The following is a 15,780-nucleotide window of genomic DNA, read 5'->3' on the forward strand; positions in this document are numbered from 1 at the left end:
CCTCGTCGACGGCGAACTCGGCTCCAAGGTCCTCGCCGACGTCGCCGCGATCCTGGAGCAGCCGAAGCGGTTGATCACCTGGGCGTAGACACGGCTGCGGGTACGGCGGACACAGCGGCGCGACATGCCTCGCCCTCGCGGCGGGCCGGGTCACCGGCCCGGGTTCCTTCCGCGAGGACGAGGAGACGCCTACCTGCTGGACACCGAGCTCACGGGCTCTGCCGGAGCCTCAGAACTGCAGGGCCCAGGCGTCGATCCGCCCGGTGTCCCATGAGGCGTTGTCACTGACCCTCAGCTTCCACGTGCCGTTCGCGGTCTCCGAGGAGGCGTTCACGGTGTACGTGGTGTCGATGTCGTTCGCGCTGCCGCCGGTGCCGTACGACTTCAGCGTGTACGCCGTGCCGTCCGGGGCGACCAGCTGGACCTGGAGGTCGCCGATGTAGCTGTGGACGATGCCCACCTCGACGGCCAGGGAGGACGGCGCGTTGCCCGACACGCCGGAGACGGTCACCGGGGACTCGACGGTGGCGTTGTCCCGGATGGTGTAGTCGCCGGTGTTCTCGAAGCGGTCGCCCGGCGGGGGCGTGGTGCCGCCGTCGCCGACGTTCAGCAGCCGGTTCGGCGAACCGCTGCCCGGGTTCGAGACGACGCCGCTGGTGGCGGCGGACGTCAGCGCGGACGCGACCTGGGCGGGGGTGGCCGAGGGGTTGTCGGCCAGGTAGAGCGCGGCGGCGCCGGCGACGTGCGGGCTCGCCATGGACGTACCGGAGATGGTGTTGGTGGCCGAGTCGCCGGTGCTCCAGGCCGAGGTGATGGACGAGCCGGGCGCGAACAGGTCCAGGACCGAGCCGTAGTTGGAGTAGCTCGCGCGGGCGTCGCTCGACGTGGTGGCGCCGACCGTGATCGCCTCCGTCACCCGGGCCGGGGACTTGGTGGAGGCGTTGGTGGACTCGTTGCCGGCCGCGACGGCGAAGGTGACGCCGGAGGCGATGGCGCCCCGGACGGCCGCGTCCAGGGCGCTGTCGGCGCCGCCGCCCAGCGACATGTTGGCGACGGCCGGCTTGACGGCGTTGCGGGCGACCCAGTCGATGCCGGCGACGACCTGCGCGGTGGTGCCGGAGCCGGAGTTGTCGAGGACCCGGACGCCGACGACCTTGGCCTGCTTGGCGACGCCGTACGCGCTGCCCGCGACGGTACCGGCGACGTGGGTGCCGTGGCCGTGGCCGTCCTGGGCGGTGTTGTCGTTGTCGATGGCGTCGTAGCCGTAGGAGGCGCGGCCGCCGAAGTCGTTGTGGGTGATGCGGACGCCGGTGTCGATGACGTACGCCGTCACACCCTGCCCGGCGCTGTCCGGGTACGTGTACGAGTTGTCCAGCGGGCGGTTCCGCTGGTCGATGCGGTCCAGGCCCCAGGAGGGCGGGTTGGGCTGGGTGCCCGTGGCGTGGAAGGTGCGGTCCTGGACGACGGAGGCGACGGCCGGGTCGGCGGCGAGTCGTTTCGCCTCGGTCTCGGAGGCCTCGATCGCGTAGCCGTTGAGGGCCTTGGTGTACGTGCGCTCGATGTCGGCGCCGTGGCGCTCGGCGACCGCGCGGCCCTCGGAGGAACCGGCCTTCGCCTCGTCCGCCTTCAGGGTCACGATGTAGCTGCCGGCGACCGCGTTCGCCGCGTCCAGGTACTGGACGTGGCCCTCCGCGGCGACCGGGGCGGCGCCCGCGGGGAGCGCGGACACGAGGCCCGCGGCGAGGGCCGCGGTGGCCGCGGCGCTGACGGCGGCCAGTCTTCGCCGGGTGGTGCGGTGAGTGTGCTGACGCAGCACTGCCATGTGAGGGGTCCTCCTCAGTCGGTGGTGCGTGGTGGGGTTCGTGCACGCCGAGCAGGCCGCCCTCGGCCACGCCAATGGGTCATGAGCATGTCAATGCAGGGCGACTTTTGTGCGTCAGTCGAAAGATTGAGGCTTCCAGAGGATTTGCACAAGGGCCCTGCACGGATGTGCGGACCCCCGTGCCGACTGAGCGACCTGCCCCCGGCCTCGCTCCCGACCGGTCGGCCGTCGGCCGTCGGCCGACCGCCGGTCACCCACCGGCGTGCCGCCGCTCCGTCGTCGAAGGCGGCGGCCCGGGTGCGCTCCTCCCACGCCTCGACGTCCTCGCGGACCTGGCCGACGCGACCGAGTCCCGGTCGTCCCGTACTCGTTCATCGCCGGGCCGAAAGCAGATGCGACCGGCGTCCGACGCTGTCAGGCTGCGCGCCATGGACCGCGATCTGATCTCTCGGCTGACACGCGCCGACCACCCCGTCAACAGCCCTCTTGACGACGAGTCGGTGCGCCGCCTGCTCCGTCGGACCGTGCACCGGGGCGATGAACGCGTACTCGACCTCGGCTGCGGTGAGGCGGCCTGGCTCCTGCGGACTCTGACCACTCACCCGGACGTGACCGCCGAGGGCGTCGACACCTCGGCTCCGGCCCTGGCCAGGGCCAGGAAGGAGGCGACCGGCCTGGGAGTCGACGGACGACTCGTACTGCACCACCAGGACGCCGCCGAGTTCGCGTCCCCCCGGCCCTTCGACGCGGTGCTCAGCGTCGGTGCGAGCCACGCCTTCGGCGGTCTCCTGCCCACCCTCGACGCCGCCCGCCGGCACCTCGCCCCCGGCGGCCGCGTCCTGGTCGGCGACGCCTACTGGGAGCGCGAGCCGAGCACCGCGGCCCGCGAGACACTGGGCGAGTACGAGGACCTGGCGACCACCGTGGACCGCGTCGTCGCCCACGGCTGGACCCCTGTCTTCGGGCACCTCAGCACACGTCAGGAACTCGACGACTTCGAGTGGTGCTGGACCGGATCCGTGGCGACGTGGGCACTGGACCACCCCGAGCACCCCGACAGCGCCGAGGCCCTCGAAGTCGCCACCACCCACCGCTCCCAATGGCTGCACGGCTACCGCGACAGCTTCGGCTTCCTCACCCTCGTACTCCGCCGGACCTCCGAGTGACCACCGCGGCCGGCCCGCGGCCACCACCGGCAGGCCGGCGGGAACGCCGCCTGATGCCCGGCACCCGCCTGCTCGACAGCGAAGGACTCCCGAAGCCTGATCGAGGACCGGAGGACCCCGTCACCCGGAAGGCGTGGGCCCCCCGTCGGTCATGCCCAGACGCGCCTGCTCCTCCTCGACGATCCGGCGGGCCAGCTCGGTGTCCGACACGTCGACCGCGTCCGGGGTGGCTTCGGCCACAGCGCTACGGCGGGCGTAGGCATCGAACAGGCGGGTCTTCTCCTCCAGCATCCTCACCATGCGTTCGTCCACTCCCCCGGTGGCGAGAAGGCGATGCACGTGAACCGACCTGACCTGGCCCATGCGGTGGGCCCGGGCCACTGCCTGGTGTTCGATGGTCGGCTTGATCTGCGGTTCACAGATGACGACGACGGAGGCAGCCTGCATATTGAGGCCGACGCCGGCCGCCTGGATCTGCGCCAGGAGCACCGCCGGTCCCGAGACCCCGGCGAAGTCGTCGACGATCTGCTGCCGCCGCCCGGCCGGGACGCTGCCGGTGAGCGGACCGAGCACCGGGGTACCGGAAGCGGGGCCCGCAGCGAGCGCCGCCCTCACCACGCCCAGCACGTCCTTGAAGTTGGAGAAGATCACTGTCTTCTGCCCGTTCTCGCCGGCCTCCTGAACGATCTCGCGGAGCCGGTCCAGCTTGGCCGACTTCTCGGGGCGCGTGTACGCGGCCCTGCGCATCGCCATGAAGTTGCCCGCGCGCACGGCTTCGCGGTAGGCCTCCTCGTCCGACGCGCTCAGCTCCTCCCATTCGTCGGTCTGCTGAAGACTTGGGAGTTCCGTCAGCACGTCTTCCTGGTTGCGCCTCAGGTACACCGGGGCGACGGCCTTGCGGAAGGCGACCGATCCTGCCAAGGCGTCCTTCTCGCCGAGGGAGTCCGCCACTCCTCCATCGAGCATCTGGACCAAGTTGCGGAACTCCACGACCCGGTTCTCCATCGGGGTTCCGGTCATGAAGAGGGTGCGCTCGCAACGCTCCGTCCACAGGGCGGCCGTCTGAGACCGCTTGGTCTTCGGGTTCTTCACGGAGTGTGCTTCGTCGACGACGAGCAGTCCGATCTCTCCACCGCCCGGCGCCGGAAATCCGCGCAGTGCGTCGAACGTGGTCACCCCCACCCCGCCCCGCCCTTTCCAGTCGGCGAACGCGTAGTGCCGGTCGGGGCCGTGGAGCACCATGACGCGAAGGGCGCTGCGGGCCTCGATCTCCCGAGTCCAGTTCACGAGAACGCTCGCCGGGCAGACGACCATGAAATGGCTCTGCCCCCCGGCGGCCAGGTGTGCCAGCACGGCAATCGCTTGGATGGTCTTCCCGAGACCCATCTCGTCGCCGAGTATCACCTTGCGCTGCGCGAGGACGAATCGCGCACCGAACGCCTGGTAACCGCGCAGGGAGACCCGACGGTGCGAGTCGTCGAGCTGTTGCGTCCGTACCCGCTCGGCGATCTCCTCCGGCAGGAACCCCTCGGCGGCCGCCGCGTCCGGCAGCCGCCCTGAGATCTCGGCGAGCAGGCTGTAGTACTCCGCGGAGCGGAGTTCGAAGTCCACCCACGCCGCGATGTCGGACGAAGGGCCCCGCAGCAGGTCCACCGAGGCTTGGGCGAGCAGCTCGGGCAGGCCGGCCTGCTCCGCTTCGTTCACCAGTGAGCGGATCTCGGCGACCGCCGCCAGGGCACGTGCTTTCTTCTCCTGGCCGGCCAGCAGCATTCTGAAGCGCCCTGCGGCGGGCCTCGCGTCGATCAGCAACGGGCCGAGCCGTTCCGACAGTGCTGCGGCTCGGTCCACCGCGCGCCGGGCGTCCGGGCCGGCCTCCACCAGTACGTGCAGGGCGATGACCAGCGCGGTGGTACTCGGCTCCGGCCGGTCCACGTCGATGTGGACGGCCACCGTCTCGTGCACTGCTTCGGAAAGCCGGCGAGCAGCCGCAAGGATCTGGTCGACAGTGCGCTGCCCGACACCGGGAATCTGCCGCAACCGGTAGGGGCCCGCTTCGAGAACACGGCCCACCGTGCCGAAGCCGTTCTTCTCGACGCTCCCCAGCCGCAGGCGTCCTTCGGTGACGTCCTGCAGCCGGGTGACGGGAATGGCGTCGAGCTCCCGCGCGACCTCTGCGTCGCGAATCGGCGCCAGCGCCGCCCGCACCGCCTCGACCGCCCTGCGGTGGTCCTCGGCCACTGTCTGCGCTGCCTCGTGGAGTCGCGCCCCCCTCTCGACCGTGTCCCGCTCCCCACGCCCCACGCGCCTCGCCCCTCTCTCGCAGTCCCCGCATCCTCCCACCACCCACTCCGGCCCTGAACGGGATGCCCGTCCAGGGCCGGAGTGGATGCCGAAGCCCCACCGAACGGGAGCACCTCGCCTGCGCAGCCGCAGGTCAGAGGCCCCTGCGTGCGATCTCCCGGACACGGGAGACGGGAGACGGGAGAAGCCGACGCGGATCAGTCGGACCCGAGGAGCTGCTCACCGCCGGAGGCTTACGAGTGGGTCCTCTCCCGCGTCGACGTTCACGACGTCACCGAGGAGATCACTGACCAGGCCGCCGCGCTACTGCGCGCCCATCACCTCCACGGCCGCACGTACGCCATCGATGCCGCCTTCGCCGCAACGCACCCCGGCCGGCCACCGTCCTCACGTTCGACCCCGGACGACGATGACCTGCCGTACGAGCCGCTGTTCCGAGGGCGGTTTTTCGGCCTTGTGCCAAAGCCGCACGCAGCGCTCCGAGAGCGCTGGACAACTGCTCGAACGCGAGCAGTTCCGCTCTGGCGCACGAGGATTGGTTTCTGGTCATGCTGATCATGCGTTCTTGATCTACCCGCTCGGGGATGTCTAGCGTCACCCAGCATGGGGACCAACGCTTACGACGACCTTCTCGCGGACATCTACGACCAGATGTACCCGGACGCGCTCTCCGGCACGGCCGAGACCGTGGAGTTCGTCTCGACGCTCTGCCCGCCCGGGGGGTCCGTGCTGGAGCTGGGTGTGGGCAATGGTCGGATCGCCGTGCCGCTGGCCGGTCGCGGGCTGGATGTGTACGGCATCGACTCCTCGGCCCGTATGCTCGCCGACCTCGCCGTGCGGGACTCCGACAGTGCCGTGAAGGCCGTCGAGGGCGACTTCCTCACGGCCACCACCGGCCGGCGGCACGACGTCGTCCTGATGGCGCTCAACACGTTCTTCTCACTGCCCGAGCAGGACAAGCAGATCGACTGCCTGCGCGCCATGCGGGAGCATCTCGCCCCCGGCGGGCGGGTGGTCCTGGAGGCCTTCGAACCCACCCCGTACCACCGGCAGGAGGGCGAGAAGACCACGACCCGCTTCCTCGGTCCGGGCACGGTGATGCTGGAGAGCAGCCACGTGGTCCAGTCGCAGCAGCTCATCGTCCTGATCTTCGCCCTGCTCGCCGACGGCCCCACCCGCACCGCCCACACCGCGCTGCGCTACGCCTGGCCCGCCGAGATCGACGCCATGGCCCGGTGCGCGGGTCTGCGGCTCGTCGAGCGGTACGCGGGCTGGTCGAAGGAGCCCTACGGTCCCGGCAGCCAGCGTCACGTGTCGGTCTACGAGGCGGCGGACGCGGCGTAATGAGCGCCCTGCTGGAACTGGCGGACGTACGGCACGGGTACAGCGGCCGGGCCGTCCTCAACGGGGTGAGCCTGGCCGTCGGCGCGGGTGAGTGCGTCGTCCTGCTCGGTGAGAACGGCTCGGGGAAGTCCACTCTGCTGCGGCTCGCCGCCGGGCAGGAGCTCCCGGAGTCGGGCAGCGTCACACTGCGCGGCACGGCCGTCTCCGAGGACGACTGGACCGTACGGGCCACCGTCGCCGCCGTCCTGGACAGCGGGGTGGGCTATCCGGACCTGAGCGTCCGTGAGCATCTGATGCTCGTCGCCCTGGCACACGGCCTGGGCGACGGGGCGGACGACGCGGTGGACGAGGTGCTGGCCGAGCACCATCTGACCGAGCGCGCCGACGCGCTGCCACACCAGCTGTCCTCCGGGCAGAGCCAGTTGATGGCGCTGGCGCACGCCTTCGTCCGGCCCGCCGAGCTGCTCCTGCTCGACGAGCCCGAGCAGCGGCTCGACGCGGACGCTCGGGCCCGGCTGGCCGGACGGCTGCGGTCCGCGAAGGAGCGGGGGACGGCGGTGCTCCTGGCCACCCACAACCGGGAGCTGGCGGACGCCGTGGCCGACGCCGAGTACACCGTGTCCGGCGAAGGCCTGCTGGTCGCGGGTGTGTCCGGTGACTGAGCTGATGACGCGTCCGGTGCGCACCGCGGACGAGGCCGACGCCGCCCGGCACACCGGCGCGGTCCTGGCCCGGCTCCGGATGCTCCGGGCGGGGCGGCGTGAGGAGCGGCGCAAGAGCATCGCCTACACGCTGTACTGCACGGCGCTGCTCGTCGGCATCTGGGGCGTCCCCCTGCTGGTCGCCGCGGCGCAGGCCGGCGCGGACGGCCGGCTGCGGGGGCCGGTGGCCGAGCGCCTGCTGTCGGCGCTGCCGACGACCCTGCCCGCCGTGCTGGCCACCGTGGTGCTGATGCTGGCCGGGCGGGCCATGTGGCAGGGGCCGGTGCTGCTGGAGCGGGCAGCGCTGGCGTGGCTGCTGCCGCAGCCGGTGCTGCGCCGCGCCCTGCTGCTGCCCCGCTTCGTCGTGGCGTCGGTGACGACCACGGCGATCACGACCGCGGTCGGCGCGGTGGCCGGATTCCTGCTGCACGCCCTCGGGGCGGGCGCCTGGTGGGCCGCGACGGCCGGGGGAGCGCTGACGGGCGCGACGGCCGGCTTCGCCGGGACCGCCCTGGCCACCCTGGTCCAGCGCCACTGCGACACCGGGCTGCGGCGCAGGGCCTGGATCCGGCGGACGGCGTGGGCGGTGGTGGTGGTCCTCTGGCTGCTCGCCGCCGTCTCGCTGGCGGGCGGCCCGTGGGCCGGGGAACGGGTCGTGCCCTGGTCGGGGCCGTGGGGCTGGGCCGCGCTGCCGCTGGTGGCGGTGGCGGGCGAGGCCCCCGCAGCAGCCGGGTGGACCGGGGTCGCCCTGTCGGCCCTGCTGCTGGCTGCCGCGGGGCGGGCAGGAGCCGACGCGGCGGCACGGATCCCGGCCCGGGTGCTGCGCACCCAGGCGGGCACCGCGCTGCGGGTGCAGGCGTCCCTGTACTCCCTGGACCTGCGGCAGGCACGAGCGGCCGTACGAGCCACGCGCTCGCGCACCGTGCGCTCCGTGGTGCGTCTGCCGTTCCCGCGACGGACGTGGTTGCTCGTCCCGTGGCGGGATGCGACCGCGCTGCTGCGCGCACCGGGGCGGCCGGCGTGGGCAGCGGTCTGGGCCGCCGCGACCGTGGCGCTGCTGTGCGTGGAGGACACACCGGCCGCGGTGCCGCTGATGGCGTTGCCGGCCGGCTATCTGGCCGCCGCGCAACTGGCGGAACCGGCCCGTCTGGAGACGGACGACGTCCGGCGCTCGGCGCATCTGCCCTGGCCCGCCCGGGTGCTGGCGCTGTGGCACGGGGTGGTGCCCGCGGCGGGGCTGCTGGTGCTGTTCGCCCTGGGCGCGGCGGCGGCCGCGGGGGCCGGCCTGTGGTCGGACCGGCTGCTGGTGCTGCCCGCACTGGTGCCCGCGCTGGTCGGTGCCGCGCTGGTGAGCGCCTACCGGGGCGTCGTACCGGTGCATCTGATGATCGGTTCGATGACGCCGCTGGGTGACACGGGGCCACTCGCGGCGCTGCTGTGGCAGGCGCGGGGACCGCTGGTGGCGCTGGGCTGCCTGGCGGTCGTGGACGGCCCGGTGCGCGGAGCTGAGCCGGGTGCCGCGGGGCTGCTGTGGCCCCTGGTCGTCGGGGCGGGGATGGCCTGGTGGGTGGGGGTGACGGCGAGCAGGACCATGCGCGGCCGGTGAGCCCGCCGGGCCCGTCGCTCTGCGACCGCCTCGCTCCACGGCCTTCCTGATCTGCGGCCGTCCTGATCCGGGACCGTCCTGATCTACGGCCTCTACGGCCTTCTTGCACTACGAGTTCGTCCGACCGAATGACTTCGAGGGGGAACGTCGTTATGACGGTGAACAGCGTGGCGTGGGCTCCGGCTGCGGCTCCGGCTCCGGCTCCGGCTCCGGCCACCGGGCTCGGCTCGTCGGCGGCTGTGCACGTGCTGCTGGACCGGCTCGGACTGGGCGGCCTGGCAGGCTCGGACACGACGGCGCCGCTGGGCAGCAACCAGAGCGTGACGGGGACGACGGACACCGGTGTGGACGTCTTCGTCAAGCAGGTGGACGCGATGAAGCCGGACGCGCGGCAACGGTTCGCCCGTATGCGCGACTTCGAGGAGTTCGCAGCCGCCCACCCGGTTCCGGAGCTGCGTACACCGCGGCTGCTGGGCTTCGACGAGCCGGAGCTGCTGATCGCCTTCGCCTGGCTGCGCGGCTCGCGGACGGGCAACGCGCTGGCCGAGGACGACGCGTTCACGGAGGAGATGGCGTACCGGACGGGCCGTGCGACCGGCGCGCTGCACGCGGTGGGCGCGCAGGCGGTGGCCCGGGCGCCCCGTGTGCTGGACACCTCACCGCCGATGCTGCCGCCGTTGGCGTTCCTGGAGGCCATCCCGCTGTCCACGTACGTGCTGTCGAGCGGGGCCATGCTCGACGCCTGGCGGCTCCTGCAGAACGACGGCGAGTTGCGGTCCGCGCTGACGGGGCTGCGCGCGCGGGAGCGTGCCGCGGCGCAGGCGCCCGCGCACTGCGATCTGCGGCTCGACCAGCTGCTCTGGCACGAGGGAGACCTGTACGTGTGCGACTGGGAGGAGTTCCGGCTCGCCGACCCGGCCCGGGACGTGGGCAGTTACGCCGGGGAGTGGCTGTATCGGGCGGTGCTCGGCATCCCCGAGGGCTCGGCGGAGCGTGCGCAGCTCTCGCACCGGGACATCGTCGACCGGGGCGTGAGCGAACTGACGCGGCTGCGGAGCCGTAACACCGCCTTCTGGGCCGGTTACCGGGAGGCGGCCGGCCTGTCCGGCAGCGGCGCGGACGAGGTGGCGGTCCGCGCCACCGCCTTCGCCGGCTGGCATCTGATCGACCGCATGATCGCCTCCGCCGAGCAGCAGCCCAGCCTGGACACGATGAGCCGGGCCGCCTCGGGCATCGGCCGGACGGCGCTGCTCCGGCCGGAGAAGTTCGCCAGGACCATAGGTCTGGAGGGTTGAGATGACCGTCGCGCAGAACACCCGGCAGGGCGCGCTCGATCCGGCCGTCTCCCGCGTGCTGGCCGCGCTCTCCCCGTCGCCGGACGGTACGGGGGTGCGTCTGGGCGACCGCGATGTGACGGCGGACCGTCCGCGCCGCCTGTGCCAGCGTCTGGGCACCGCGCTGTACGAGGTCTTCCACGCCGGGCACGCCTTCGGTGACAAGCCCGGGATCCTGCGTCGCGACCCGGCGCTGGAGGTGCCCCTGGCCCGGGCCGTGCCGCACGCGACCACACCGGTGGCCGCACGCCTGCTCGACGGCCCCGCCGAACGGGGCCCGGCTCCCGGCGGCCGGGTGGCCGCGGTCGGAGGCGTACGGGTGCGGCTGCCGGAGGAGCTGCCGCCGGAGTCCGTGGGCGGCGTGTCCGGGGCCGGGTACCACGTCCTGCGGTTACCGACCGCGCGGCCCCGGCTGTCCCCGGGCTTCTTCCTGGTGGACGGCTCCCGGGGCAGCTGCGGTCCCGGTCCGCTGGTGCGGCTGTACATCCATCTGACCGACCCCGGCGCGGCCGTGCGGGTCTGGAGCGCGGTGCTCGGTGTGCTGGAGGGGCTCGAGGTCCCCTATCGGTCCAAGATCACCTCCAGCCGGAAGCTGCTGCCCCGCCGCGACGGGATGGTGGTCTATCTGGGCGCGGCGGCCTGGCACGCCGTACCCGCCGTCGTAGGGGCTGTGTCCGCGGCGGACGTCGGCACGGAGACCTCGGCCTTCGCCCGCGCCCTCGCGCCCGGTCTGTCCCTGGCGTGGGAGCCGGACGACGCACGGCCGGGCCGGTCGGGCGGCAGCTTCGGCCAGCACCGCAGCCTCGCGATCGCCGAGGGAGTCGTGGACGCGATGGCGGACGGCGGCCTGTCCCGTGCGCACGCGCATGTGCTCACTCGGCTGACCGAATCAGGAATCGACCCCTCCGCATTGCATCGGAATATTGATTCCCCAGATCTCCCTTTTCCCCATTGAACGCCTCCATGGAATATGTAAGCATTGCATCGCGTGCGGGGCAGAAAGCTTCCGTGCGATATTCATCCGTATTTCCTCAGAGAAAGGTGAATACCATGGACGCCGTTGAGCTCTTCGAGGGTTACTCCGCCTACGCCAGCACCGAGGAGGTCGCCGCCGCCGACGCTTCGGAGGCGCCGGCCATCACGAGCACCGTGACCTCCTCGCAGGGCTGCGCGATCACCGTCAGCGCCATCTTCGGCTGCTGATCCAGGCGACCGACCAGCGCCTCCGGGCCGGGAACAGCCGGATCCCGGCCCGGAGTGCCCCGCGCGGAAGGCAGTAGATGACCGACCTGTCCCCCTCCCGGTCCGAGCTGCCCAACGGCCTTCGCACCGTCCACGGCCGGTACGGCCCGAAGGGCCTCGCGAGCGTCAGCGTGCACTACGGAGTGGGCTTCCGCTCCGAGCCGGAAGGCCGCAGCGGATTCGCGCACCTCTTCGAGCACCTCATGTTCCAGGGCAGCACGAGCATCGCCCCTTCACAGCATTTCTCGGTTATTCAGGGATCCGGCGGGACGGCCAATGCGTCGACCCGGCAGGATTACACCGAGTATTACCAGAGCGCACCAGAATCAGCATTGGAAAGAATGCTGTTCCTGGAATCGGACCGCATGGCCGCGCCGACATTCACGGAGCGGAATCTGAGCACCCAGCTCGCGGTCGTCAAGGAGGAGGTCCGGCGCAACGTCCTGGACCGGCCCTTCGGCGGCTTCCCGTGGACCGAGCTGCCCGGGGCGATGTACCGGAAGTTCTCCAACGCGCACAACGGATACGGCGTCTTCGAGGACCTGGAGCGGGCGACGGTCGAGGACTGCGCCGCCTTCTTCGACGCGTACTACACCCCCTCCAACGCCGTCCTCACCGTCGTCGCGGACCTCCCCGAGGAGCACGTCACCCGCTTGGTGACGCGGCACTTCGGCGCCCTGCCCGCCCGGCCCGCCGCGGTGGCGCCCGCGCTGCCCGAGCCGCCGCCCGGCTCCACACGCCTGCGCCGCGTCACGGACGCCCGGACCACGGCCCACGCCACCGCCCTCGGCTTTCGGCTGCCGTCCTTCCGCACCGACCCCCTCGGCTACGCCGCCCATGTGGTGCTCGCCGGGATGCTCACCGGCGACTCCCCCGGCGGCCTCGCCGAAGCCGCCGGAGCCCACCGGCTGCCCGTGACCTCGGTGAAGGTGCAGTGCGGCTTCTTCGCCCCCTTCGACGCGCTCGACCCGGACTCCCTCGTCGTGACGCTCCACCACGACGGCCGGGACCCCCGGCACCTGGCCGCCTTCGTCCAGCGGGAGCTGACCTCCCTGGCGGCGGACGGCCCCCGCCCCGACCGGCTCGCCCGGGCCGTCCGCCTGCTGCGCCTGGGCTGGGCCCGCCGCCATGCCGAACCTCTCCGGCAGGCCCGCGCCCTGGGCGCGTTCACCCTGCTGCACGACCGGCCCGACCTCGTCGCCGAGGTCCCGGCCCTGCTGGCACAGGTGGACCCCGCGGAGGCCGCCACCGCGGCCGGCCGGCTGGCCTGCCAGGACCCCGCCGCCCTCACCGTCGGCCCTCCACCCCAAGGCGACCCCGTATGAGCGGCCTCCGCACACCACTGCCCGGCCACGCCCGCTACCGCGGCGCCGCCGAGCTGGCGTCCGCCGCCGCACCGCGGCCGCTGCCCCCGCTCGGCTCCGACGACCGGATCAGCCTGCCCGCCGCCGCCTGGCGTCCGCTGGACTGCGGCCTGCGTGCCGTCGCCGTCCAGGACCCCCACGCGGCGACCGCGGAGGTCCAGCTGCAGCAGCCGTACACCCCGGGCACACCACGGGAGTCGGCGCTCGCGGAACTGCTGGCCGACGCGGTGCTGCGCGGCACCGACCACGAACTGCGGTCCGCCCGGACGGCGGAGTGGTTCGTCACCACCGCCCACGTCGACCCGGCCGGTCTCACGGACCTCCTGCGCGAGTTCACCCTCCCCTTCACCCCGCGGGCCGTCCCCGCCGATCGGGTGGCACTGGCCCGCACCCGGCTGGGGCGGCGCGCCCCCCTGCAGGCGTCCGACCCCGCCACCGCCGCCCGTGAGGCGCTGTGGACCAGCCGGTTCGGTCCCCTCGGCTGCTTCGCCCGCCTGCCCGGGCCGGACGACATCACCGCCCTCACCACCGCCGACGTCGAAACGGCGAGGCGGTCCATGCTGCGCCTGTCCGGCGCCCATCTCGTCGTGGTCGCGGACCTGCCCCCGGAGCACGTACTGGACCTGGCCGAAGCCGCGTTCGCCGGCCTCGACGCCCGGCCCCCCGCGGCACCTCCCCCCGCTGTCGAACCGCTGCCCTCCCCGCGCGACCACCAGGTCGTCGTCCACCGCCCCCGCGCACTCCAGTCGCACTTCCTGATGTCCTTCCCCAGCGTGCCCTGGGAGGACGACCGCTACCCGGCCCTGGCCCTGGCCAACGCCGTCTTCGCCGGATACTTCTCCTCCCGCCTGATGGGACGGCTCCGTGAGCGCCTCGGCCTGTCGTGCCATGTGGTGTCGTACTTCGACCAGACGCTCGGCACGCACAGCGTCCTCCTCGAAGGCGCGTGCGCGACCGCCGCCACCGGCACGGTGCTGTCCGAACTGCGCGCCGAGTGGACCGGGATGGCGACCCGCCCACCGGAGCCGTCCGAGGTCGAGGACGCGCGCCGCTACTCACTCGGCATGATCGCCGCCCTGCGCGCCTCACCCGCCGCCCTCACCCAGTTCTTCTCGACGCTGTGCTGCTGGGACATCCCCCTCGACTGGGCGGAGGGCTACGCCCGGCGACTGCGGACCGTCACCCCGGCCGAGGTGACGGACGCCGCGCACGCCTTCCTCGGCCCCGGCCCCACGTCCCGCGTCGTGGTCGGCGACGCCACCGTCCTCACCTCCGGAGAGACCCCCCAGTGACCAGCTCCCCCTCACCCGGCACGCCCCAGACCGCGAACCCCTTCGCCGCCCCCGCCCCGGCCCTGACCTTCGAACGCCTGCTCCTGGTGGGCACCGGCGCACTGCATGCCTGGCAACTGCCCACCTGGGTCAGCTGGCTGCGCATGACGTACCCCCGGCTCGGCCTGCGCACCGTCATCACCCGCAGCGCCGAGCGCTTCGTCACCCGCCAGACGCTCACCGCCCTCGGCGGCCGCGAGACCCTCGTCGACGAGTGGCCGCCGGACACGGACACCGGGGCGGGGGCGGGGGCGCTCCACGTCGAGCTCGCCCAGTGGGCCGACGCCGTCCTGGTCTACCCCGCCACCGTGAACTTCATCAGCCGGTACGCCACCGGCATGGCCGACACCCCCGTCCTCCTCGCCCTGCAGTGCCTTCAAGCCCCGGTGGCGGTCGCCCCCTGCCTCCCCCCGGGTGCCGACCGGAGCGAGACGGTCCGCACGCACCTCGCCACCCTCTCCGCACAGAAGAACGTCGTGGTCGTCCCCACGGTCCCCGGCCGCAGCGTCACCACGGGCCGCGACGACGCCCGTGTGCCGCCCCCCATGCCGGCGGTCGTCGAACAGCTCCAGGCCAGGCACACGGCGCTGCGGACGGAAGCGGCATGAATCACCCCTCGCTCGGTGCCCCCGTCCGCGACATGCGCACGGGCCGCCTCCACACCCGCGTCCACCGGTCCGGCGACGGCCACCTCTGGCGCCGCGAGGTCCTCCAGGACGGCATCCCCGCCCGCGCACTCCCCGCGCTCCCGGCCGGCACCGGACTGGCTGCCGCCGAGCTCGCGGAAGACGGCGCGTACGAGTACCGGGTCGCCGGCGGCTCGTCCCTCGGCCACCTGATCTGGCCCCCGACAGCCGACGCCGCGGGCCCCGCCCACCGCGAGACGCTCACCCCGGCCATGGCGAGCGCGGGCCGTGCCCTGCGCTCCCTGCACGCCCAGGGTCCCGTCCTCATCGACCCGGCCCCCGTGCCTCCACCCGTCACCCGTCTGGCACGCTGGCTGCACTCGGCCGACGACCACGCTCACCACCGCCTGACCGCCGTCCTCGGTCCGGCCCGCCTCCGCGCACTCTCGGCCTGGTGCGACGTCCTCGCCGCCCCCACCCCGGCACACCCGCGGACACTCCTGCACGGCGAGCCCTCGGTCGGCCTGATCATCCCGTCCCCCGCACCGGCCCACGCCGTCCTCCTCACCGGCGAGACCCTCTCCCACGGCCCGGCGGCCTTCGACACCGGCTGGCTCATAGGAGAGCTGGCCGAAATGGCCCGCCTCTCCGGCCCCGCCCATGCCCCGTCCTTCGCCGCCCTGGCCACCGCTCTCCTCACCGGCTACGGCCCCCTCGGCCCCGACGACATCACCCCCCTCGCCCTCGCAGCAGGCCTGCGCAGCGTCGTCCACGTCGCGGACTACGCGGCGTACGTCGGCTGGACCGACGGCCTGGACCACTGCATCGCCCTGCTCCCCGACCTGGTGGACACCTCGGGCCGAGCCGCTCTGGACGCCGTCGCCGTACCGCTTTCGACTGCCGCTCCCGAGGCGCGGCCGGTGTAGTTCGACGCCGGGAAGGC

At 73.0% G+C, this 15,780-nt stretch carries 13 protein-coding genes and 1 pseudogene; 12 read left to right on the forward strand and 2 right to left on the reverse strand.

What is annotated here, in order from left to right:
* Positions 1–88: pseudogene (locus ACP4IX_RS28830) on the forward strand (2-oxo acid dehydrogenase subunit E2); the annotation flags it as partial.
* Between the two features lie 141 nt (positions 89–229).
* Here the strand turns inward: ACP4IX_RS28830 and ACP4IX_RS28835 are convergent.
* Entirely contained in the window at positions 230–1,822 is a 1,593-nt protein-coding gene (locus ACP4IX_RS28835; protein ID WP_426557407.1) for a S8 family peptidase, read from the reverse strand.
* A gap of 428 nt (positions 1,823–2,250) precedes the next feature.
* On the opposite strand from ACP4IX_RS28835, the gene ACP4IX_RS28840 reads away from it, so the two are divergent.
* Positions 2,251–2,988, forward strand: a complete 738-nt coding sequence (locus tag ACP4IX_RS28840) for an SAM-dependent methyltransferase (protein WP_426557409.1) — start codon at positions 2,251–2,253, stop codon at positions 2,986–2,988.
* Between the two features lie 120 nt (positions 2,989–3,108).
* Here the strand turns inward: ACP4IX_RS28840 and ACP4IX_RS28845 are convergent, their stop codons facing one another.
* Positions 3,109–5,289, reverse strand: coding sequence for a DEAD/DEAH box helicase (locus ACP4IX_RS28845; RefSeq protein ID WP_426557411.1), 2,181 nt, complete (start codon positions 5,287–5,289; stop codon positions 3,109–3,111).
* Positions 5,290–5,892: 603 nt separating this feature from the next.
* Here ACP4IX_RS28845 and ACP4IX_RS28850 point away from each other — a divergent pair.
* The 10 genes from ACP4IX_RS28850 (at position 5,893) to ACP4IX_RS28895 (ending at position 15,763) form a co-directional block, all read left to right on the forward strand.
* A complete protein-coding gene (locus ACP4IX_RS28850) occupies positions 5,893–6,633 on the forward strand; it encodes a class I SAM-dependent methyltransferase (protein WP_426523863.1) in 741 nt (246 codons plus the stop codon).
* Complete coding sequence (locus ACP4IX_RS28855; protein WP_426523862.1) at positions 6,633–7,295, forward strand: ABC transporter ATP-binding protein; 663 nt, start codon at positions 6,633–6,635, stop codon at positions 7,293–7,295. Before ACP4IX_RS28850 ends, ACP4IX_RS28855 begins: the two co-directional genes overlap by 1 nt.
* The gene (locus ACP4IX_RS28860) at positions 7,288–8,940 is read left to right on the forward strand and encodes a DUF6297 family protein (protein ID WP_426557413.1); all 1,653 of its coding nucleotides are present in this window, start codon (positions 7,288–7,290) and stop codon (positions 8,938–8,940) included. Before ACP4IX_RS28855 ends, ACP4IX_RS28860 begins: the two co-directional genes overlap by 8 nt.
* A 152-nt stretch (positions 8,941–9,092) precedes the next feature.
* The gene (gene lxmK / locus ACP4IX_RS28865; protein WP_426557415.1) at positions 9,093–10,235 is read left to right on the forward strand and encodes a class V lanthionine synthetase subunit LxmK; all 1,143 of its coding nucleotides are present in this window, start codon (positions 9,093–9,095) and stop codon (positions 10,233–10,235) included.
* A gap of 1 nt (position 10,236) precedes the next feature.
* A complete protein-coding gene (locus tag ACP4IX_RS28870; RefSeq protein WP_426557417.1) occupies positions 10,237–11,229 on the forward strand; it encodes a T3SS effector HopA1 family protein in 993 nt (330 codons plus the stop codon).
* A 95-nt stretch (positions 11,230–11,324) separates the two neighbouring features.
* Positions 11,325–11,477, forward strand: coding sequence for an LxmA leader domain family RiPP (locus tag ACP4IX_RS28875; protein ID WP_184823924.1), 153 nt, complete (start codon positions 11,325–11,327; stop codon positions 11,475–11,477).
* Positions 11,478–11,554: 77 nt separating this feature from the next.
* The gene (locus ACP4IX_RS28880; protein ID WP_426523858.1) at positions 11,555–12,841 is read left to right on the forward strand and encodes a M16 family metallopeptidase; all 1,287 of its coding nucleotides are present in this window, start codon (positions 11,555–11,557) and stop codon (positions 12,839–12,841) included.
* Complete coding sequence (locus tag ACP4IX_RS28885) at positions 12,838–14,172, forward strand: M16 family metallopeptidase (protein WP_426557419.1); 1,335 nt, start codon at positions 12,838–12,840, stop codon at positions 14,170–14,172. The genes ACP4IX_RS28880 and ACP4IX_RS28885 overlap by 4 nt, the downstream gene beginning before the upstream one ends.
* The gene (locus tag ACP4IX_RS28890; protein WP_426557421.1) at positions 14,169–14,819 is read left to right on the forward strand and encodes a flavoprotein; all 651 of its coding nucleotides are present in this window, start codon (positions 14,169–14,171) and stop codon (positions 14,817–14,819) included. Before ACP4IX_RS28885 ends, ACP4IX_RS28890 begins: the two co-directional genes overlap by 4 nt.
* Positions 14,816–15,763, forward strand: coding sequence for a hypothetical protein (locus ACP4IX_RS28895; RefSeq protein WP_426557423.1), 948 nt, complete (start codon positions 14,816–14,818; stop codon positions 15,761–15,763). Before ACP4IX_RS28890 ends, ACP4IX_RS28895 begins: the two co-directional genes overlap by 4 nt.
* The last annotated feature ends 17 nt before the right edge of the window (positions 15,764–15,780 follow it).

This window comes from Streptomyces sp. WG5 (genome assembly GCF_049974565.1).
In the GTDB taxonomy this organism is placed as follows: Bacteria; Actinomycetota; Actinomycetes; order Streptomycetales; family Streptomycetaceae; genus Streptomyces.

Bases quoted from the DNA above. Each gene is read 5' to 3' on its own strand.
- ACP4IX_RS28855 (WP_426523862.1), top strand. From the start codon at position 6,633: ATGAGCGCCCTGCTGGAACTGGCGGACGTACGGCACGGGTACAGCGGC.
- ACP4IX_RS28895 (WP_426557423.1), top strand. From the start codon at position 14,816: ATGAATCACCCCTCGCTCGGTGCCCCCGTCCGCGACATGCGCACGGGC.
- ACP4IX_RS28850 (WP_426523863.1), top strand. From the start codon at position 5,893: ATGGGGACCAACGCTTACGACGACCTTCTCGCGGACATCTACGACCAG.
- ACP4IX_RS28835 (WP_426557407.1), bottom strand. From the start codon at position 1,822: ATGGCAGTGCTGCGTCAGCACACTCACCGCACCACCCGGCGAAGACTG.
- ACP4IX_RS28880 (WP_426523858.1), top strand. From the start codon at position 11,555: ATGACCGACCTGTCCCCCTCCCGGTCCGAGCTGCCCAACGGCCTTCGC.
- ACP4IX_RS28885 (WP_426557419.1), top strand. From the start codon at position 12,838: ATGAGCGGCCTCCGCACACCACTGCCCGGCCACGCCCGCTACCGCGGC.
- ACP4IX_RS28870 (WP_426557417.1), top strand. From the start codon at position 10,237: ATGACCGTCGCGCAGAACACCCGGCAGGGCGCGCTCGATCCGGCCGTC.
- ACP4IX_RS28840 (WP_426557409.1), top strand. From the start codon at position 2,251: ATGGACCGCGATCTGATCTCTCGGCTGACACGCGCCGACCACCCCGTC.
- lxmK (WP_426557415.1), top strand. From the start codon at position 9,093: ATGACGGTGAACAGCGTGGCGTGGGCTCCGGCTGCGGCTCCGGCTCCG.
- ACP4IX_RS28875 (WP_184823924.1), top strand. From the start codon at position 11,325: ATGGACGCCGTTGAGCTCTTCGAGGGTTACTCCGCCTACGCCAGCACC.